At 44.3% G+C, this 20161-nt stretch carries 20 protein-coding genes and 1 pseudogene; 1 reads left to right on the forward strand and 20 read right to left on the reverse strand.

What is annotated here, in order from left to right; genetic code table 11:
- Positions 1 to 243: 243 nt before the first annotated feature.
- From wecB to rpiB, 5 genes are all read right to left on the reverse strand, one after another.
- Positions 244 to 1386: a non-hydrolyzing UDP-N-acetylglucosamine 2-epimerase gene (gene wecB, locus JN080_RS21660; RefSeq protein WP_305474665.1), complete on the reverse strand. Its 1143-nt coding sequence runs from the start codon at positions 1384 to 1386 to the stop codon at positions 244 to 246.
- A gap of 12 nt (positions 1387 to 1398) precedes the next feature.
- Positions 1399 to 2028: a uracil phosphoribosyltransferase gene (gene upp, locus JN080_RS21665; RefSeq protein WP_256238055.1), complete on the reverse strand. Its 630-nt coding sequence runs from the start codon at positions 2026 to 2028 to the stop codon at positions 1399 to 1401.
- Between the two features lie 224 nt (positions 2029 to 2252).
- On the reverse strand, positions 2253 to 3494 hold the full coding sequence (locus JN080_RS21670) for a serine hydroxymethyltransferase (protein WP_256238056.1): 1242 nt from the start codon (positions 3492 to 3494) through the stop codon (positions 2253 to 2255).
- Between the two features lie 323 nt (positions 3495 to 3817).
- On the reverse strand, positions 3818 to 4384 hold the full coding sequence (locus tag JN080_RS21675; RefSeq protein ID WP_256238057.1) for a TIGR01440 family protein: 567 nt from the start codon (positions 4382 to 4384) through the stop codon (positions 3818 to 3820).
- Positions 4385 to 4461: 77 nt separating this feature from the next.
- A complete protein-coding gene (rpiB, locus tag JN080_RS21680) occupies positions 4462 to 4908 on the reverse strand; it encodes a ribose 5-phosphate isomerase B (protein WP_256238058.1) in 447 nt (148 codons plus the stop codon).
- Positions 4909 to 5167: 259 nt separating this feature from the next.
- Here rpiB and JN080_RS21685 point away from each other — a divergent pair, with 259 nt between their 5' ends.
- Positions 5168 to 5533 carry a hypothetical protein gene (locus JN080_RS21685; protein ID WP_256238059.1) on the forward strand — a complete coding sequence of 122 codons (366 nt, stop codon included), beginning with the start codon at positions 5168 to 5170 and terminating at the stop codon, positions 5531 to 5533.
- A 343-nt stretch (positions 5534 to 5876) separates the two neighbouring features.
- Here JN080_RS21685 and JN080_RS21690 read toward each other — a convergent pair whose 3' ends face one another.
- From JN080_RS21690 to JN080_RS21755, 15 genes and pseudogenes are all read right to left on the reverse strand, one after another.
- A complete protein-coding gene (locus JN080_RS21690) occupies positions 5877 to 6824 on the reverse strand; it encodes a methyl-accepting chemotaxis protein (protein ID WP_483861549.1) in 948 nt (315 codons plus the stop codon).
- Positions 6825 to 7025 (reverse strand): annotated as a pseudogene (locus JN080_RS30170) (HAMP domain-containing protein); the annotation flags it as partial.
- A gap of 176 nt (positions 7026 to 7201) precedes the next feature.
- Positions 7202 to 7654: a low molecular weight protein arginine phosphatase gene (locus tag JN080_RS21695; protein ID WP_256238061.1), complete on the reverse strand. Its 453-nt coding sequence runs from the start codon at positions 7652 to 7654 to the stop codon at positions 7202 to 7204.
- 275 nt (positions 7655 to 7929) lie between these two features.
- Positions 7930 to 8484 carry a manganese efflux pump MntP gene (locus JN080_RS21700; protein ID WP_256238062.1) on the reverse strand — a complete coding sequence of 185 codons (555 nt, stop codon included), beginning with the start codon at positions 8482 to 8484 and terminating at the stop codon, positions 7930 to 7932.
- A 100-nt stretch (positions 8485 to 8584) separates the two neighbouring features.
- Positions 8585 to 9628, reverse strand: coding sequence for an L-threonylcarbamoyladenylate synthase (locus JN080_RS21705; RefSeq protein ID WP_256238063.1), 1044 nt, complete (start codon positions 9626 to 9628; stop codon positions 8585 to 8587).
- 185 nt (positions 9629 to 9813) lie between these two features.
- Positions 9814 to 10251, reverse strand: a complete 438-nt coding sequence (locus JN080_RS21710) for a GNAT family N-acetyltransferase (protein ID WP_256238064.1) — start codon at positions 10249 to 10251, stop codon at positions 9814 to 9816.
- 264 nt (positions 10252 to 10515) lie between these two features.
- The gene (gene spoIIR / locus JN080_RS29700) at positions 10516 to 11490 is read right to left on the reverse strand and encodes a stage II sporulation protein R (protein WP_309144709.1); all 975 of its coding nucleotides are present in this window, start codon (positions 11488 to 11490) and stop codon (positions 10516 to 10518) included.
- Between the two features lie 128 nt (positions 11491 to 11618).
- Positions 11619 to 12476 carry a peptide chain release factor N(5)-glutamine methyltransferase gene (gene prmC, locus JN080_RS21720; protein WP_256238065.1) on the reverse strand — a complete coding sequence of 286 codons (858 nt, stop codon included), beginning with the start codon at positions 12474 to 12476 and terminating at the stop codon, positions 11619 to 11621.
- Positions 12469 to 13542 (reverse strand): peptide chain release factor 1, encoded by a 1074-nt coding sequence (gene prfA / locus JN080_RS21725; protein WP_256238066.1) that lies wholly within the window; start codon positions 13540 to 13542, stop codon positions 12469 to 12471. Before prfA ends, prmC begins: the two co-directional genes overlap by 8 nt.
- 356 nt (positions 13543 to 13898) lie before the next feature.
- A complete protein-coding gene (locus tag JN080_RS21730; RefSeq protein WP_256238067.1) occupies positions 13899 to 14369 on the reverse strand; it encodes a hypothetical protein in 471 nt (156 codons plus the stop codon).
- A gap of 278 nt (positions 14370 to 14647) precedes the next feature.
- Positions 14648 to 15262 carry a thymidine kinase gene (locus JN080_RS21735; RefSeq protein WP_256238068.1) on the reverse strand — a complete coding sequence of 205 codons (615 nt, stop codon included), beginning with the start codon at positions 15260 to 15262 and terminating at the stop codon, positions 14648 to 14650.
- A 142-nt stretch (positions 15263 to 15404) separates the two neighbouring features.
- Complete coding sequence (rpmE, locus tag JN080_RS21740) at positions 15405 to 15617, reverse strand: 50S ribosomal protein L31 (protein WP_256238069.1); 213 nt, start codon at positions 15615 to 15617, stop codon at positions 15405 to 15407.
- Between the two features lie 198 nt (positions 15618 to 15815).
- Positions 15816 to 17081, reverse strand: a complete 1266-nt coding sequence (rho, locus tag JN080_RS21745; RefSeq protein ID WP_256238070.1) for a transcription termination factor Rho — start codon at positions 17079 to 17081, stop codon at positions 15816 to 15818.
- Positions 17082 to 17520: 439 nt separating this feature from the next.
- A complete protein-coding gene (gene glpX / locus JN080_RS21750; protein WP_256238071.1) occupies positions 17521 to 18483 on the reverse strand; it encodes a class II fructose-bisphosphatase in 963 nt (320 codons plus the stop codon).
- A gap of 102 nt (positions 18484 to 18585) precedes the next feature.
- Positions 18586 to 19875: a UDP-N-acetylglucosamine 1-carboxyvinyltransferase gene (locus tag JN080_RS21755; protein ID WP_256238072.1), complete on the reverse strand. Its 1290-nt coding sequence runs from the start codon at positions 19873 to 19875 to the stop codon at positions 18586 to 18588.
- Between the last annotated feature and the right edge of the window lie 286 nt (positions 19876 to 20161).

The raw sequence follows: 20161 nt of genomic DNA on the forward strand, positions 1-20161 counted from the left end.
GTTGTGAACCATTTTCCCTTTTTCTGTAAATTTCAAACCTTCCTCCGATGCTTTTTCAGAGAAGAGAATTACCTGTTTCTAGCTGAGGGCTGCTCTATGATTTCTCGTTATGAACGATTCCAATGGTGTTATGAACCATTTTGCCGCTGGTTTGAACCATTTTCCCGGAGTTATGAGCATTTTCCCTTTTTCTGTAAAATCCATACTCCAGTTTTGCTAAAAAAATAGACCGAACCAAAAGGTTCAGTCTAGTATATAATCCTCCGGCCTTACTTCACTCTGTTTGAAGTAATAGCGAATTGCTTCAGTAATGCGATGGGAGGCGTTTCCGTCCCCGTATGGGTTGGTTGCTTTTGCCATTCTATCGTGTTCGGCGGGATTCGTTAACAGCTCAGTAGCAAGTTTGTATATCTGCTCCTCTTCGACACCGGCCAGCTTTAACGTACCGGCAGAGATGCCTTCCGGGCGCTCAGTGGTATCGCGCAGTACGAGCACCGGAACGCCTAGTGATGGAGCTTCTTCCTGGACGCCGCCGGAATCAGTCAAGATCAAATAGGCACGGGCAGCAAAATTATGGAAGTCGATGACATCCAGCGGCTCAATTAAATGAATGCGCGGATCGTTGCCGAGAACCTCGGCTGCAAGCTCGCGGACAACCGGATTTAAGTGAACTGGATAGACGACTTGGACATCCTTTTGCTCGGTTACAATCCGTTTGATCGCCTTGAACATGTGGCGCATTGGTTCACCAAGGTTTTCACGGCGGTGCGCAGTCAACAAAATTAAACGATTATTGCCAAGTTTATCAAGAACTTCGTGATGGTATTCATCTTTAACCGTTGTTTTTAAAGCATCAATCGCTGTATTCCCAGTGATAAAAATTGCTTCTTTCTGCTTATTTTCTCTCATTAGGTTTTCAGCTGACACGGCTGTCGGCGCAAAGTGCAGGTCGGCGATGACACCTGTTAACTGCCGGTTCATTTCTTCTGGGAACGGCGAGTATTTGTTCCAGGTACGTAAGCCTGCTTCGACATGCCCGACAGTGATTTGATTATAGTATGCCGCTAAACTGGCGACAAACGTAGTTGTCGTATCACCATGAACGAGAACGATGTCAGGTTTGACCTCTTTCATGACTTTATCGAGTCCCTCAAGACCGCGTGTGGTGACGTCAATCAGTGTTTGCCGGTCTTTCATAATGTTCAGGTCGAAGTCAGGGTTTATTTTAAAAATAGCTAAAACTTGATCGAGCATTTGACGATGTTGGGCAGTGACGGTGACGATTGATTCAAAATGCTCGGGCTGTTTTTGTAATTCGAGAACGAGCGGGGCCATTTTGATGGCTTCCGGTCGCGTTCCGAAGATGGTCATTACCTTTATCAACATTTACACCTTCTTTTATTTTGTTCCGAATAGACGGTCGCCTGCGTCGCCAAGACCAGGAACGATGTAGCCGTGGTCGTTCAATTTTTCATCAAGGGCCGCGATGTAGATATCAACGTCTGGATGGGCGGTTTCAAGGGCCTTAACTCCTTCTGGAGCGGCAATTAAGCACATGAATTTGATATTTTTGGCGCCGCGTTTTTTCAAAGATTCAATGGCTGCAATGGCGGATCCGCCGGTTGCGAGCATTGGGTCAACGACGATGAAGTCTCTCTCCTCTACATCGCTTGGGAGCTTCACGTAATATTCTATTGGTTTTAACGTTTCCGGGTCACGATATAAGCCGATATGGCCTACCTTGGCAGCTGGGATCAGCTTTAATATGCCATCGACCATGCCAATGCCGGCACGAAGGATCGGAACAAGGCCGATCTTCTTACCTGATAGTACCTTTGCTTTAGTCGTAGTGATTGGCGTTTCAATTTCAAAGTCCTCAAGCTGCATGTCGCGGGTGATTTCAAAGGCCATCAATGTGGCGACTTCGTCAACAAGCTCGCGGAAATCCTTTGTCCCTGTATTTTTATCACGTATGTATGTTAGTTTATGCTGAATAAGTGGATGATCGAAAACGTAAACCTTTGCCACTAGAATCGCTCTCCTTTAATGGGTTTTTTAAAAAATTTGTCGTAAAATCTCACTGCGCTTAATTTTACAGAAAAAAACCGCTAAGAGCAACCTGAAAAAAGAAAGCGGCCCTCATTTCCAAGGGCCGGTTCAAAAAAGGGCATTCATTCGTTAACTTTAATTATTGTCCAGCTTCGACGCCCAGCGGCTAGTTTACGTCGCTTAACAGACGCTTCCACTTTCTTTTAATACTCAGGGTATAATGTGAATTTGCTTGTTAAGGCTTCGACGCGGCTGCGGGCTTCTGCAAGCTTCGCTTCGTCTTCGTGATTTTTCAATGTAAACCCAATGATTGAAGCAATTTCATCCATTTCTGCTAAACCAAAACCGCGGCTTGTAACTGCAGCTGTTCCGATCCGGATTCCGCTTGTTACAAAAGGTTTTTGTGGATCATACGGAATCGTATTTTTGTTAACAGTAATGCCGATTTCATCAAGAACGTGTTCAGCAACCTTACCGGTTAAACCAATTGATTGCAGGTCAACCAAAAGCAAGTGATTATCCGTACCGCCGGAAACAAGGTTTAATCCTTCTTTTTGCAATCCTTCAGCCAAGCGTTTTGCGTTGTTGATAATATTTTGCGCATATGCTTTAAAGCTGTCCTGCAGTACTTCGCCAAGAGCAACGGCTTTGGCGGCAATGACGTGCATAAGCGGCCCGCCTTGGATGCCAGGGAAGATTGATTTATCAATAGCTTTAGCATATTCCTCTTTGCAAAGAATCATTCCGCCGCGAGGACCGCGTAATGTTTTGTGGGTAGTTGTTGTTACAAAATCGGCGTATGGAACTGGGCTTGGATGTAAGCCTGCAGCAACTAATCCTGCGATATGAGCCATATCAACCATAAATAGTGCTCCTACCTCGTCAGCAATTTCACGGAACCGTTTAAAGTCAATCACACGCGGATAAGCGCTGGCACCGGCCACGATCAGCTTTGGTTTGTGTTCGCGTGCTTTTGCCAAAACATCTTCATAGTCAATGTATTGTGTTTCTTTATCAACACCGTACTCAACAAAGTTGTATTGCACACCGCTAAAGTTAACGGGACTTCCGTGTGTTAAGTGACCGCCGTGTGAAAGGTTCATGCCGAGAACCGTATCACCTGGTTTGAGGACTGTAAAATAAACAGCCATGTTCGCTTGGGCACCTGAGTGCGGCTGAACATTAACATGCTCGGCACCGAAGATTTGCTTCGCACGGTCGCGAGCTAGATCTTCGACAATGTCGACGTATTCACAACCACCATAGTATCGTTTCCCTGGATAACCTTCTGCATATTTATTTGTTAAAACGGAGCCTTGTGCTTCCATCACTGCTTCACTAACAAAGTTTTCCGATGCAATCAACTCGATTTTCGCGCGCTGGCGGCCTAATTCTTGTTGGATTGCTTGATAAACCTGCGCGTCTTGATTCGCCAAATTCTTCATCATTATCCCCCTTTGATTTCTAAAAAAACGACATATTGTTTGAAAATTCTTTTTAATTTTAGCATGTTCTTTGTTTAAAAAGAAAGTAAAAAGCAGCACTAGTCTGTTGCTAGCACTACTTGTTACATGTAAGCGGCACCATTTTCAGTTTCATAGCGGCTTGCTTATTTTAGGTAATATATCCGATTTTATTCCTTAACCCCGAATGATTCTTAAAGTTTTCTAAGTCCCATTCGTGTTTTATTAGAAAAAATTTCATTCCGTCCAAACAACTTGCAACTGTTATTTATACGTGATCACGAACAGCCCATGTTTGCACACCATCAGGAGCAGCTCATGTTTTCATCGGTCAGTTCGTAAGCAGCTCTGGCCCCGCCGATTAATTTCGGACGCGTTTTTGCCATTGTCACGAAGGCATGTCCAACTTGTTTTTGTGTGACCCGGACCGGGACGGCGACATGCTTTAGATGCATGCCAATCAACGTACTACCGATGTCGATACCGGCATCTGCTTTGATGAATTCGACCATTGCCGGATCGTCCATGTGCCGGTATGCATATGTTGCCATTGCTCCGCCGGCCTTGCGTACCGGAACAACCGTTACTTCATCAAAGTGGAGAAGTGAGGCCACACGCCGTTCAACAACAAGAGCTCTGTTAAGGTGCTCACAGCATTGAAAAGCAAGCTCTACACCTGTTGCTTCCTGAAATTTTTTACATTGCCGAAAAATCATTTCAGCGACGTCCATTGTTCCGGCTGTGCCGATTTTTTTACCAATCACTTCACTAGTGCTGCAGCCGACAACAAGCAGCTGCCCTTTTTTTAAGGATACTTGTTCCTGAAATTCTGTCAGGATTGATGCTAGCTGTGTTTCCCATTCCTCAATCATGATTAAGGCTTCCTTTCAAAGATGCTTATATTCATCCTACCAAACTTCGACAAAATTCGGGCCGTGCCAGGCACCTCTTAAAGATGCTTATTTTCATAATCAGTGATTTTTCCAATTCGATTGGCGTGGCGTCCGCCTTGAAATTCCCCTGTCAGCCAAACCGCTGCAATATCCCTTGCCAAGCCTGGACCAATGACACGCTCACCCATCGTTAAAACATTGCTGTCATTGTGCTCGCGTGTCGCCTTGGCACTAAATGTATCATGGACAAGGGCAGCGCGGATCCCTTTTACTTTATTAGCGGCTATGCACATTCCAATTCCTGTTCCGCAAATTAAAATTGCACGGTCAAATTCGCCGTTTGCGACCTTTTCCGCGGCAGGAAGGGCATAATCCGGATAGTCAACAGATGTGCTGCAATCGCAGCCAAAATCAACATACTCAATCCCAAGCTCCTCAAGCAAACCAGCAATTTCTTTTCGAATATTTACTCCACCATGGTCTGAAGCCAACGCTACTTTCATACTATTTCCTCCTCATATGTATCCTATGTTTATTTTGACACACTCTGAAAAAATTATAAAGAAAACTTAACTTACTGATAAGTCGGCAGTAAATGAGGCTTTCAGAATTTTTGGTTCTAAATTCTAATTAATGAAGGCCTTTTCAATTTTGTGATTGTTACGAATTGAGCTTTAAAAGGTATTCTTTGGGCATTCGCCGTTTCACACCGAATATGCCTACATACTCTATAGGGAAATTACCCAAAAGGAGAAATGCCCAATGTATCCATATGGAAATTATCAAAATCCACAAATTATGTATGAAAGCACTCCATTTGTTCAACATGAACAGTTCACTCCGTATGTACAACAGGAACAACACTATCCATATGTACAACAGGAGCACTACACTCCATTTGTACAACAAGAGCAATATGATCCCAACAGACAACAACTAACGCAACTACTAAAATTACCACAATGGCGGCAGCTTGAACGCAGAGTGAATCTGCTTGAAAGGCAAAATGAACGACAGGAAAAGGAGATTGATCAACTTCAACACAGAGTTCAAAGATTAGATGAGCGGCTTCAAAGATTGGAAAATAGAAACTATATTCCATTAGCCCCTTATGACGGGAATTATTAAATCTGCCATTAAAAAAGAACTTGGAAACTCTGAAAAAGTCCCCTTAAATGTATGGGTTCTTTGAAACTTGCCTGTCGATTTACGCTCCAGGCGCGAGCGGTTCGCGGGCGGTCCGGGAGCCTCCTCGGCGCTATCGCGCCTATGGGGTCTCCCGCAGGACATTGAATTGGCATCCTTGAAATCGCCCACGCACGAAGAAAATGCGTTAGCATTTTCGAGGAGTCTTCGCGCCTTTCCGCTCCAATCAACAGGGTGGTAAAATCATTAATTGGAGCTTTAACATAGTTCATGAAAAGAAAGGTATAATACCCTATTATTGAGGGAATTATACCTTTTTTTCTTTTCAAATTGAAAACCGCTTAATCGTTTCTTTCAACTTCTCAGCTTGATCCTTCAACTCTAATGCTAAGTTCTCTACTCCGTCGATTACCCGTACCTGGTCTGTCGTTGAGGCCGCCACTTCTTGGGCCCCGGCAGAGGTTTGTTCAGCAATGGCCGCCACTTCTTGGGATTGGGTGGAAGCATGTTCGATACTGTCCATTTGCCGATTAACAAGCTCGGTGATCGATTTGACCATTTCTTCCATGTTGTGAATTGCTGCTGTCATTCCTTCAATTACATCGTTCGTTTTATTGCCTTTTTCGGCCTCATTATTGGCTCGCTCCACCTGAGCTTCCATTTGCTGGACAACATTATGGACTTCCATTTGAATATTTTTGATTAACTCAGAAATTCCTTGTACTGCCTTCGAGCTTTCATCTGCGAGCTTGCGGACTTCCTTCGCAACCACAGCAAAGCCTTTGCCATGCTCACCGGCCCGGGCTGCTTCAATTGAAGCATTCAGTGCCAGCAAATTCGTTTGGCTGGCAATGTCGCCAACAAGCTGGATAATTTGTTCAACCTTGGCAGCGTTCGTTTCTAACCGCTTAACCGTATCCATTGACTCGCGATTATCGGTTACTGTCCGCTCCATCCCGGAAACTAACGATTGAATCGCATCCTTTGAAAGCTTCAGTTCTTGAACCATATTGGATGAAACGCTTTCTGAGGCTTGCGCTTTTGCTTGAACCTCCTTGGCGATTTGTGTTACTTCTTCAATTGATTCCACCATGGTTAGGACAGAGGATGCCGAACTATCAGCACCCATCGCAATTTCGCTAATGGTTCTCGAGACTATTTCTGCCTGGCGGGCAGCCTGCTCGGACATTTCCGTTATCGATACAACCTTTTCATCGGTTTCTTGGAAATTCTCCTGGATTTGTGAAACCATTGCTCGCATCCCTGACAGCATATGGTTAAAGGCCACACCAAGCGAACGTATTTCATCATCAGATTCTGGTGTGATCACATCCTCACAAATTTGCCCGTCTGCTGCTTTCAAGGCGCCAGCTTCGATTATTTTCAGTGGTTTAACGATGAATCCTGCCGCAACGAAAGCCAAAATTCCCGACCAAATGACGCCAAGCAGTAAGACCACAGTCATGTATGTCATTTGATCAATATAGTTTTTTACAAATGGATAAACAACATAAATAAAGATTGCACTTGCCGTGTATGTAATTGCCGCTAAGATGACCGTAAACAGGACGAGCTTCCTTTTTAAGCTAAATTTATACCTTTGCTTTCTTTCCACTTACTTACACCTCTTTATAATGCTGCCACCCACGCTTAAGTGGATGGTTTTTCCTTCAAACGTATAATAGCTGCATCAATTAATTTTTCTAACTCATTAAACGTATCTCGATAGCTATTGATGTCGCCGCCAAACGGATCACTCACATCCCCATCCACATCTTCCCCAATAAATTCCTTAAGTGTAAAGGTTTTTTGAGCTGCTGCTGGAAAATTTGCAGCAATTGCTGCTTTATGGGAGGATGTCATTGTTAAAATCAATGTCGCCCATTCCACCTCTTTATGGGTTAATGAATTGGATTGGTGCTGGTGCTCGATCTTATTTTCGACTAGAACCTGCTTTGCATTTGTTGAAGCATCGCCGCCGTTTATTGCAAAAATACCGGAGGACTTAGCCTCGACCCCGTCAATGTTTTTGTTTTTCAAAATCGCTTCGGCCATTGGGCTTCTGCATGTATTTCCCGTACAAACAAACAATATGCGCTGCATTGAAGTTTACCCCCCTTTTCTTCATTATAAATTATATTTTTCCGAATCCAATAGCCGCCTGGAAATGTTCGAATATTTTTTTAATGTTTTTGAAAAAGAACGTTCAAAGTAGACTAAAAAAGGCATCCTGATAATAGGATGGCCCTTCTTCTGGATTCGGAATTCCGCCAGTTTTCATCTTAATTCCAGCAAAAATTAATGAATTCTGCCAGCATTTTTTCCGCTAATCTAGATGTATTCATCAAACTTACCTTTTTTCCGCCAGTCTAAGTAAATCAAAAAGGCAGCAGCAATTTGAGGCCAAATGCGAGCAGAATGCTGCCCCCCAGCGCTTCGCTATAAGCACCCATCCAGCTTTGGACCTTCCTGCCGACCAGCAGGCCGCTCCAGGTCATCACCATTGCCACAACGCCAAAGCACAAAACCGCCATAATCACCTTCGCTCGGTAAATCCCCAATGTGAGCCCGACTGAAAGACTGTCAACACTGACGCTAAAGGCAAACAAAAACAAACCAAAGCCCACAGGGGTTATGACCTTTTCATCGTTCTTTTTCAAGCTGGACCAGACCATTTGCAAACCTAAAAGGATAAGCAAGAGGCCGCCTAAAAAGCTGGCAATGGTTCCAAATTTTTCAGACAAAAGCTTGCCGGCCGCCATTCCGACAAGCGGCATCCACACATGGAATAAACCGATCGTAATGCCAATTTTAAAAATCTGCCTTAGTCGTAACTTGTACATTCCCATGCCAAGTCCTACTGAAAATGCATCCATTCCAAGTGCAAACGCCATAATCAATAGCGTAATAAATTCTCCCATTAATGCTGACATTCGGCCGTTCTCCCCCTTGGACTTGCTACTTCAACTTATGCGCGTCCAAGCGGGTTTAGAAGCAGACTGTTTATTTTTCCAAAAAAGCGTATAGCTTGACCTACTCCGTGATCAGTTTATTCCCGGCCGACTTCTGGAGGCGGTTCATGATTGCATGTCCGACGCCGGTATTGGGAAACATTTCACTAAAAATAATGTCAACACGTTCATGGTTAAAATCACGCAGTACGCCGAACAATGCGGCGGCGACTGTCTCCAGATCGCCTCTTTTTCCGCAGGCAAGCACGATATCCGCCTGATAGTCACTGGCACTTTCCTCGGTGGCCAGTACGCCGACACGTAAGCCCTCACGCTGTTTTTCACTGACTAGTTTTTGCAGGAAGGAGTGGCTTCCAGATACCATATAGAGAGGAGCATTCGGGGCGTAATGGGTGTATTTCATCCCCGGTGCCTTCGGCTTAACATCCGTTTCCGTTAAGGCCCGGTCCTCCCTTACCTCACCGACTACTTTTTCAAGCTGCTCCTTAGTAACCGCTCCCGGCCTTAAAATAACCGGGATTGCTTCGGTACAATCAAGCACCGTTGATTCGACGCCAACCCCTGTTGGCCCACCGTCAACGATTCCGGCGATTTTCCCCTCGAGGTCTTCGATTACATGCTCGGCTGTTGTCGGGCTTGGCTTACCCGAACTGTTCGCACTAGGAGCCGCAATCGGTAAGCCTGATGCTTTTAACAGCGCAAGCGCAACCGGGTGATCGGGCATCCGGACACCGACCGTTCCCAGACCAGCCGTTGCTTTCTCCGAAAGAACGCCGCTTTTTATTTTAAAAATAATCGTTAATGGTCCCGGCCAAAATCTTTCCATCAACAAAGACGCCTTCTCCGGAACCTCGTCAACAAACTCACATAGCTGATTTTGGTCCGCAATGTGAATAATCAACGGATTATCCACAGGTCTTCCCTTTGCTGCAAATATTTTCGACACAGCCTCGTCATTTTTCGCGTTTCCCCCTAGGCCATACACGGTCTCTGTTGGCAGTGCAACCACTTCATTTTGCCTTAAAAGATCTGCTGCATCCACAATCTGTGGATTATTTCCTAGGTTATCCACATACTTATCCACTTTCCAGACATTTGTAATCATTTTTTCACCTTTATCCCCAATAAAAAACTATTTAGCGAAATTTGCCGAAACTAGGCAGTTTTGCTTAGTTTTTTACTTCATTACGTTTGAAAGTATAAAAGAACCCAGCTTAAAAAACAAGTGTTATCCACAAATTGTGCATAACATTATTAAAACAGTGGATAACTTTGTGGATATATCCACAATTATAATGAAAATTTAAAAAATATTGAGTTATCCACACTCATAATGTGATTAATGTGTGCGGATTGGGATAACTCCTGTGGGAGCTCGGTCTTATCCACAACTTGAAACCCTAGTATTTGCAAAAACTGCACTGTACCATTCTTATTTGTTGCTAAAAATAAAGTAACAATCCCTAGCTCCTTTGCGAGCAGAAACGCATGCTGAAAAAGCAGGTAAATATCACTTTCTGCCTGCCCCGATGTGACAACCAACGAGCGCAGCAGCCCGTTCTCCTTAAACGGCTCAATTCCTAATGTCCCTCTCAATGTTCGGTCCTCATTTTCAATCACTAAAAAATACCCGGCCGTTTCCTCTGTCAGCCCTTGCGTTCCTAGTCCCGCCTTCGCTAGAAATGCCTTTAAACTCACTAAATCGTCACCATTTGCCCGGCGTATCATTGCCTGCACCTCATTTCGTTATAATTGATTCTATTTCTATTCCTATGAGCTGATAGAGAAAATAGACCGGCAAATGTGAACTTGGCGGATAAACTTAGAGGACCCGCACTTATTTTTTACTAGAATAACATAAACGCAAGCGCCCTTTTAGCGACGTACATTAGTCGCTAAAAGGGCGCTTGCCGACTGTCCTGCGGCACTAGCACTTCCTGTGCGTCGAAGCTAGACGATAAAAAAAGAACCCTTTGTTTGAAAGGGTCCTCGTTAAAAAATCTTATTCCATAATTCTACCACGAAAAATTTCACTTTCACCGGTTCTTCGTCATCGGTGGTATACACAGGTGCCTGCTTTGTTTGCGATTTTGTCCCTTCGTGTTTTGAATTGGACTCCTTCTCCGTCGTGTCAAGCGCTGCTACTTCTACTGATTGCACCTGTTTCTGAACTCCTTTAGCTACTACCTGCTTTGAATCAGACTTTACTGTTTCCTCCGAACTTGCTATTTCAGATTCCTCATCATTGGAATTTGGTGCTGACTCGACTACATCCTTAGCCTGTTTCTCAGGATCTGTGCTCGTTTCATCCTTAACCTTTTTCCCAGGATCTGTGCTCGTTTCAGCATTTGTCTTTACCTTCGGCCCAGCCAAATCCTCCGTATCCGAATCACTTTTTACTTTTTCCACAGGCTCGACCTTTGTAGCCGCTTGAGCCTTTTTATCCTCAAAGCCTTTGCTTACTGCAATCCCATTTGAAAAATCAAGAAAGCATAACGGTGGAAAGAGCACACACCACCAATTGGCCCCTTTACCCTCGCCCAATGTAATCAAAATCGCTTCATAGTACCCTGCTGGATATAAGAATTGTCCATATAATTTGGTCGGAAACTGAACCTTGCCGAACTTCACATTGACCGCTTGCTTCGATCCCTCTTGTTTCACGACTGCCTCTGCCGTAGCTTGAATCTCGGGGAGCTTCGATTTGATTACTTTGCGTGCTTCCGTAATCGACGTTAAATCCTGGACCCAAACTGCTATCTTTTCGTTAACCGCGTCGCGGACCTTTCTTTTTAAAGCCTGGTCTGCATCTAGATCACTGTTGGCAAGAATCCGCAGCCGGATCGCCTGGCCCGGAATGACAATCGCATCCTTTGCGGCAACCTCATTTTTTGGTATATATAAACTTAGGATTGTTCCTAATGATAATATGAGTAAATAAGCCCAAACGATTGTTTTTTTTCTCATTCCTGGCACCGTCCCTTCGATATCCTCATTGTGGACAAGATGCCAGTATCTTAAACTACTAAAATGAAAAAAAACTAGAAACATTAAGAGTCGTGAACTGCGAATATTTTTTCAGTACACGACTCCTGTTAAAGCTCCGCAAACACCATCCGGTCCTTCCCATTTATATCATTGACGATCTCAACCAACGCGCTCGGGAATGTTTTTTGCAAAAGCTCCGCCACTGCTTCGCCCTGACCAGCCCCAATTTCAAAGCCAACCAATGCTCGAGGCTTCAATACAAGCGGCAGCTCCTCCATAAATCTCCTGTAAAAATCAAGCCCATCCTCGCCTGCAAATAACGCTCGGTGCGGCTCATGCTCCGTCACAACCTCCGACATCCACGCCTGATCTCCAAGTGGAATGTACGGCGGATTTGAGACTACCACATCAAACTTGCGCTGCTGGGCAATCATCGGTTTTAAAAGATCCCCTTGGAAAAAGTCGATTAACGCCCCCAGTCGATCCGCATTTGCTTTTGCCACAAGAAGCGAATCTTCCGCAATATCAGTTGCCGTCAGCTGTAAAGATGGATTCTCAAGCTTCAAGCTAGTCGCAATCGCTCCGCTTCCAGTCCCCACATCAATAACATCAAGCGTTTGTCCGGCGCCGAACTTCTTGTTGATTCTCTTTAGTATTCCAAGCACCAGTTCCTCCGTTTCCGGCCGGGGGATGAGTACAGACTCATTAACAATAAAAGTGCGCCCGTAAAATTCCTCCGAGCCGATGATATATTGAATCGGCACTCCCCGAACGTGTTCATGAATTGCTTTTTCAAAACGATGACACAGGGACGGTTCTAATGTTTCACGAACGTTGGCGTAGAGATGGGTTCGCGACATTCCGGTAAAATGGCGGAGCAGGAGTTCACCCGCGTTTTGATCGCGATTTGCTTTTTCTAAAAAAGAAGAAGCCCATTGCAGAGCTTCGAAGATTTTTTTACTCATTAGATGCATTTTCAAGCTTGCGTGATTGATCCTCGAGGATTAGCGCATCGATGATCTCGTCAAGCTTGCCTCCTAAAATAATATCAAGCTTTTGCAGCGTTAAGCCGATCCGGTGGTCGGTCACGCGGTTTTGCGGGAAGTTGTACGTACGAATCCGTTCCGAACGATCGCCGGTTCCAACAGCAGATTTTCGCTGTTGATCATATTCAGCCTGGGCTTCCTGCTGAAACTTATCATATACACGCGCACGCAGAACCTTCATCGCTTTGTCCTTGTTCTTATGCTGGGATTTTTCATCCTGGCAGGTAACAACGATTCCGGTCGGAATATGCGTTAACCGAACGGCTGACATCGTCGTGTTAACACTTTGTCCACCGGCACCGGTTGAAGCATACGCATCGAAGCGAATATCTTTATCATGGATCTCCACTTCCACTTCTTCCGCTTCCGGTAAGCAGGCAACGGTTGCGGTCGATGTATGAATCCGTCCGCCTGATTCTGTTTCCGGAACACGCTGAACACGGTGCGCGCCATTTTCATATTTTAATTTTGAATAGGCTCCAGTACCGTTGATCATAAAAATAATTTCTTTGAAGCCGCCAAGACCGGTTGGACTGGCATCAATGAGTTCCATTTTCCAGCCCTGTGCTTCCGCATAGCGAGTGTACATGCGATAGAGGTCGCCAGCAAACAAGGCCGCTTCGTCCCCGCCGGCTGCACCGCGAATTTCGAAGATAACGTTTTTGTCATCATTCGGATCCTTCGGAACCAGCAGGATCCGCATCCGTTCTTCTAATTCTTCTATTTGTGCTTCAAGGTCATTAACTTCTTCTTTCACCATTTCACGCATTTCGGCATCGAGCTTTTCATCAAGCATTGCCTTTGCATCCTGAAGCTGCTCGCGCACCTCTTTATATTGGCGATATGTCATAACAGTAGCTTGTATATCTGATTGTTCCTTTGAATATTCACGCAGTTTTTTTGAATCATTAATAATCTCTGGATCGCTCAAAAGCTCATTTAGCCTCTCATAACGATCCTCTACAGATTGAAGACGATCAAACACAGTTATTCACCTCAAATTTAGTCCATACCATTCTATTATAGTATAGGTGAAAAGTACCGTCAAAACCAACCTTCTCTGTAAAAAAATAATTTTTCAAGTTTCTTCCATATTATAAAGGTGGCGTTTATTGGTTGATTCGGAGTTGAATCCTTGATTTTGATTTATCCGCACTTTCGGCTATATATCTGTCTCTTCCTTTCATTTATCCGTATCTTGTTCACATTTCGCGCTATTCCAAAATAAAATACAAGCCGGATACCATTTATCCGGCTCATTTTACGTTTTATCTGTGTGTTTGCACTTTTTATCCGGCTCTTTTGACTACCTATCCGTATTTCGTATTTCGCGCTATTCCTTTATCTTCTATCTTCGCGAACTTTTACTTCAATTTCGTAGCGCGGGAGTGCGGTAATTAATTTTTTGTGGATGCGTGCTTGAGCATCCACCCTTTCTTTATTCGTCAACATTCCCTTTTTATAAACCGTCACCCACATCCGGTCGCCGTTAATCCAGACGGAGCCTGGTCTAAATTCTTTTGTCAGTGCTACAACCTGACGTGCTTTATCAACATCTATTCCTGTATTGTTACCACCTTGCTCAGTTCCATTACCTGTCCGGTTTAAATCAAGGAAATTAGGATTTTGATTGGTAATGTCCTGCTCAACTAAATGATTTTGATCGCGTCCCACTGAACGATTTGACATATATTGCGGGGCGCTCTTGTCTTTGCGCAAATCATAGGTTGCTGTATTATTCGTATCATTGGTTCCCTCGCAGCCGCTCACGAACAGCAGCGTTAAAAATGAAAAAAGTAACCACTTCTTCAAAGCTTACACCTCCCATTTCTATCGTGCCCTCGCCCGAACAGCTCTTTACAAGTAAATTTTTCCCATACTCAAAACACAAAATTGGATTATGAGCCATTTTGCATATTTATGAACCATTTAAAAAAAGTTATGACCCATCTAAGCCTGTTATGAACCATTCTCCCATAGTTATGAGCAATTTGCCATTTTCTGTAAAACAGCAGCATCAAGCTCGTTTCTAATTTTAACAGCATAAAAAAAAACGCCTGAGATCATTCTCTCAGACGACCATACGATACTTATTTACCTGTTTGTTCTGCGAAACGTTGTGCTTGTGCTGTTTGGGGAACTTCGTGGTGATGACGGCAGCGGGGCTCGTACGCTTCAGAGGCGCCGACTAAAATGACTGGATCGAAGTAGGATGCTGGCTTGCCGTCAATCAGGCGTTGAGTCCGGCTCGCCGGTGATCCGCAAATCGTGCAGACGGCCTGCAGCTTGGTGATCTGCTCAGCAATGGACAACAAAGCCGGCATTGGTCCAAACGGCTCACCGCGGAAGTCCTGATCAAGACCCGCTGCAATCACGCGGTAGCCGCTGTCAGCAAGCTGCTGAACGACGCGAACAATACCTTCATCAAAAAATTGCACTTCATCGATGGCAACAACGTCGATTTCTGCTTCAACATGATGCAGAATTTCAATGGAATGGGATATTGGCTTCGCCATTAACGAAGCTCCATTATGGGATACGACAGCTTTATCGCTGTAACGATTATCGATTTTAGGCTTAAACACAGCGATTTTCTGTTTAGCAAATTGTGCCCGCTTCACCCGGCGAATTAACTCCTCCGACTTTCCGGAAAACATACTGCCGCAGATAACCTCTACCCATCCGCTTTGCTTCATTACATACATAAAACGGGGTCTCCCTTCCCTTTTCGAAAACTCTTCTTACGTAGTATAACAAGTTCAAAAGTTATCAACAGGTTAATATTTAATAATTTCCGAAAAATAAAAAACAGGCAAGTCACTTACACTCTTGCCTGTTCCTAAGCAATTACTGTTGTTGTTGCTTAATGCCGTATTTTTTATTGAAGCGGTCAACACGTCCACCAGCTTCAGCAAATTTTTGACGACCAGTATAAAATGGATGGCACTCAGAACAAGTTTCAACGCGAATTGCATCTTTAACAGATCCGCCTTCAAACGTATTACCACATGCACATGTTATCGTTATTTTTTTATAATTTGGATGAATACCTGCTTTCATTCTTTTCAGCTCCTTCCGCCCTGAATCTTTCGAAACAGAGTTATCTAAAATGCCCGCTAAATGCAAGCATTGATTTACCAAAAACACACTGTCAATATTATAACAAGCCTACCCTACTTTGGCAAGCGATGTTTCAATCCTTTTTTTTACAAAAATGAACACAGATATCGGCTTGGCTGTCCAGACACGTTGTCCACCTTAGGAGCGGCGCCCCTTCAGTTCTTCCCCTAATTGGGCAAAAAATTCTTCATTTGACTTGGTTTGTCGCAATTTTTTCAGGAAGCGCTCAGCAAAATCAGGATGATCTGTCATCGATTTGCGGATTGCCCATAATTTATCAAGCTGATCTTTTGGTAGCAGCAGCTCTTCTTTTCGTGTCCCGGAGCGGCGGATATCGATCGCTGGGAAGACACGGCGCTCGGCCAGGGAACGATCAAGATGAAGCTCCATGTTGCCTGTCCCTTTAAATTCCTCATAAATAACGTCATCCATTCGCGACCCAGTCTCGACAAGGGCTGTTGCGAGAATCGTTAAGCTGCCGCCTTCTTCAATGTTCCGGGCTGCCCCGAAGAAACGTTTTGGCCGATGGAAGGCAGCTGGGTCAATCCCCCCTGATAACGTCCGCCCGCTTGGTGGAATGACCAAGTTGTAGGCACGGGCCAAACGGGTAATGCTATCCATCAAAATAATAACATCGCGTTTGTGTTCAACAAGGCGCATCGCCCGGTCAAGAACAAGCTCGGCCACTTTAATATGGTTTTCCGGAACCTCGTCAAACGTTGAACTGACAACATCACCAGCAACGGAACGTTCAATGTCGGTCACTTCTTCCGGTCGCTCATCAATTAATAACATGATTAATTCGGCTTCAGGATGATTGGTTGTGATGCTGTTGGCAATTTCTTTTAACAGCATTGTTTTCCCTGCCTTTGGCGGTGCCACAATAAGTCCACGTTGGCCAAAGCCGACTGGTGCAAGTAAATCCATAATTCGTGTTGATAATGCTTTTGGGGTCGTTTCAAGCTTTATTTGCCTGTCAGGATATAGTGGCGTTAGGGCTGGGAAGTGAACGCGTTCTTTTGCAGAATCCGGATCTTCACCGTTGACTGCCTCGACATGTAATAGTCCGTAGTAGCGCTCATTTTCCTTTGGAGGCCGAACTTTCCCGGAAACCTTGTCACCATTGCGCAGGTCGAAACGGCGAATTTGTGATGCTGAAATATAAATGTCCTCTGAGCTTGGGGAATAGTTAATTGGCCGTAAGAAGCCAAAGCCCTCCGATTGAATAATCTCGAGTACACCTTCCATAAAAAAGTAACCCTGAAGCTCGGCGCGTGCCTTTAGGATTGCAAAAATTAATTCTTTCTTCGTCAGCTTACTGTAGTAGGAAACTTTATATTCGCGCGCCAGCTCATAAAGTTCCTTCAGTTTCATATTTTCTAAACCTGATATTGATACTTCCATTTGTACACCACTCTTTGAAATTTTAATACTATTCCGATACGGAAAATCTGCCTTTACTATTCTTTAAGTTATTAGCTAATCAGGACAGTAAAAAAAGTTTTGGAGGAATAGATTTGTTTATTTTTACAGAAGATAACCTGAAGTATAAAGGAAAAGGAAAAAAATGTAGAAAATTCATAATTTCTATTTTACCCTTAATTATGATCAATAATCAACAAATTTTTAAATTTGGAAAAAAATTAAGGAAGGGAACTTCATTAGGAGGAGAAGAGTCCAGGAGCCGGACCCTTTGTGTACACATCCTCATAACTCTGATTTATCTAAAAAGTATAAAGTTTTGAACTTAGATAACTGCCTAGCTTCGACGCACAGGACGGCGCCGCTTTTAGTCGGCCCATTTAGCGGCTAGTGTACGAACGCTAAACGGGCGCTTCCGCTTTTACTTCATTACATAATTTGGTTTCTTATTAAAGCTGTGTGTTCCGTCAATGAAACGGACTGTGCCTGATTTGGCACGCATAACAACAGAATGAGTTTTCCCGCGTGAGCCTTTATATTGGACGCCTTTTAAAAGCTCGCCATCGGTAACACCTGTGGCAGCAAAGATAGCGTCATCGCCCTTAACAAGATCTTCCATCCGTAAAATCTGGTTGACATCAAGACCCATACCCTTGCAGCGTTCTAGCTCTTCTTCACTTTGCGGCAGCAATTTACCAATCAATTCGCCCCCAAGACATTTTAAGGCCGCTGCTGAAATAACGCCTTCTGGTGCACCGCCTGATCCAAATAAAATATCGACCCCTGTAAAATCAAATGCTGTGTTGATCGCACCAGCAACATCGCCATCATTAATCAGTTTGATTCTGGCACCAGCCTCACGAATTTGGCGAATTATTTCGGCATGACGCGGGCGGTCTAAGATTGTTGCGACGACATCTTGAATGTCCTTGTTTTTTGCTTTCGCAACAGCTCGTAAATTATCAATAACCGGTGCATTAAGATCGACAAGTCCAACTGCTTCAGGACCAACTGCAATTTTGTCCATATACATATCCGGTGCATGAAGAAGATTGCCTTCATCTGCAATCGCAATAACAGCTAATGCATTCCAGCCGCCAGCTGCGACAATATTTGTTCCCTCAAGTGGATCAACAGCCACGTCAACATGCGGTCCAAGGCCTGTCCCAAGCTTTTCGCCAATATAAAGCATTGGTGCTTCATCCATTTCGCCCTCGCCAATAACGACCGTTCCCTGCATTGGAATTGTATCAAATACCCGGCGCATAGCAGTCGTTGCCGCATCGTCAGCCTCCATTTTTTTCCCTAAGCCCATCCACCTTGCAGAGGCAAGTGCTGCTGCCTCGGTAACGCGAACTAATTCCATTGTTAAACTTCTTTCCATTTTGTTTGTTCCATTCCCCTCATTTCTCCTCAACCTCAGTTTGAAGAGATGTGATTAATCGTTGCAATATGTTCTCTCTCTTTACTTCCGTTCTCGATCGTACTAAATGTTTTTTATATGCTCAGCTTCTTCTTTTGTTAAAACCTCACGCCATGCTGTTGCCCCGAGACCAGTTAATTTTTCAACAAGATTGCTGTAGCCTCTGTCTATATGTTCGAGTCCTGTGACCTCGGTAATTCCTTCGGCCATAAGTCCGGCAATCACGAGCGCAGCCCCCGCCCTCAGGTCGCTCGCTTTTACCTTAGCGCCTTGAAGCTGGATTGGCCCATTGATAATCGCAGTGCGGCCTTCCACTTTTATATTGGCATTCATTCTTCGCAACTCATCAATATGCTTAAAACGGGCACCATAGATTGTATCGGTAACCATACTTGAACCGGTTGCTTTTGTTAAAAGTGTTGTAAACGGCTGCTGCAGATCAGTTGGAAACCCAGGGTACACAAGCGTTTTAATGTCAACTGCTTTAAGCGGCTTTGTTCCGGGATCAACGTAAATCTGGTCATTCCCAGATTCCACAGTGATGCCCATTTCCCTTAGTTTTGCTGTTAGTGATTCTAAATGCTGGGGAATGACGTTATCAATGAGGATACCCTCTCCAGCTGCGGCGCCAATAATTATATAGGTTCCCGCTTCAATCCGGTCGGGTATAATCGTGTGGCGGCAGCCATGCAGGCTGTCAACTCCATCGATCCGAATCACATCTGTTCCGGCACCTTTAATTTTCGCCCCCATATTCGTTAACAATGTGGCGACATCGATAATTTCTGGTTCTTTCGCTGCATTTTCAATGACTGTCCGGCCTTTTGCTCTTACTGCCGCAAGCATGATATTTATCGTTGCCCCCACACTGACAACATCAAGATAGATACGGGCACCACGGAGCTCGTCCGCCCGCAAATAAATGGCACCCTGCTCATTAGTTACACTAGCACCAAGCGCTTCAAAGCCTTTAATATGCTGATCAATTGGACGCGGTCCAAGATGGCAGCCACCCGGTAAACCGATGACTGCTTTTTTAAAGCGGCCAAGCATGGCCCCCATTAAATAATAGGAAGCACGCAGCATTTTTACCTTTCCATTTGGCAAAGGCATTGAGATCATCACAGATGGATCGACTGTCATTTCCTCATCGGAAAACTGGACCTTTCCGCCTATTTCCTCAAGCAGGTCTTTTAGAATCTCAACATCTGATATATCTGGTAAACCCTCAATTGTTACAGGAGAATCTGCTAAAATTGTCGCCGGGATCAAGGCCACTGCACTATTTTTGGCGCCGCTAATCCTTACGGTTCCTTTTAATGGATAACCGCCAGCAATCATAAGTTTTTCCATTTCCTACTCCCTTCTCGCCTTAAACATTACCATGAACGGTTTATATACGGGCAATTAGTTTGTTGTTTTTAGATATTTTTTCCATAAAACCCAGACATATTCCGACAGTTTGTCTAATTTATAGTTTACACGATAAACCAAATTTCATGTATGGTAATTCAAAAAAGTTAACAGAAAATGAAAAAACCTTTTCTGGTTGCCGGTATTGCATTTCTATAAAAAATTTTTAGCACTCACGTTTAGGGAATGCTGGCCTTTTTGCCGTCATTAAAGCTCGTCAAATGCA

Source organism: Bacillus sp. EB600 (genome assembly GCF_024494385.1).
Classification (GTDB): Bacteria; Bacillota; Bacilli; order Bacillales; family Cytobacillaceae; genus JAEVLT01.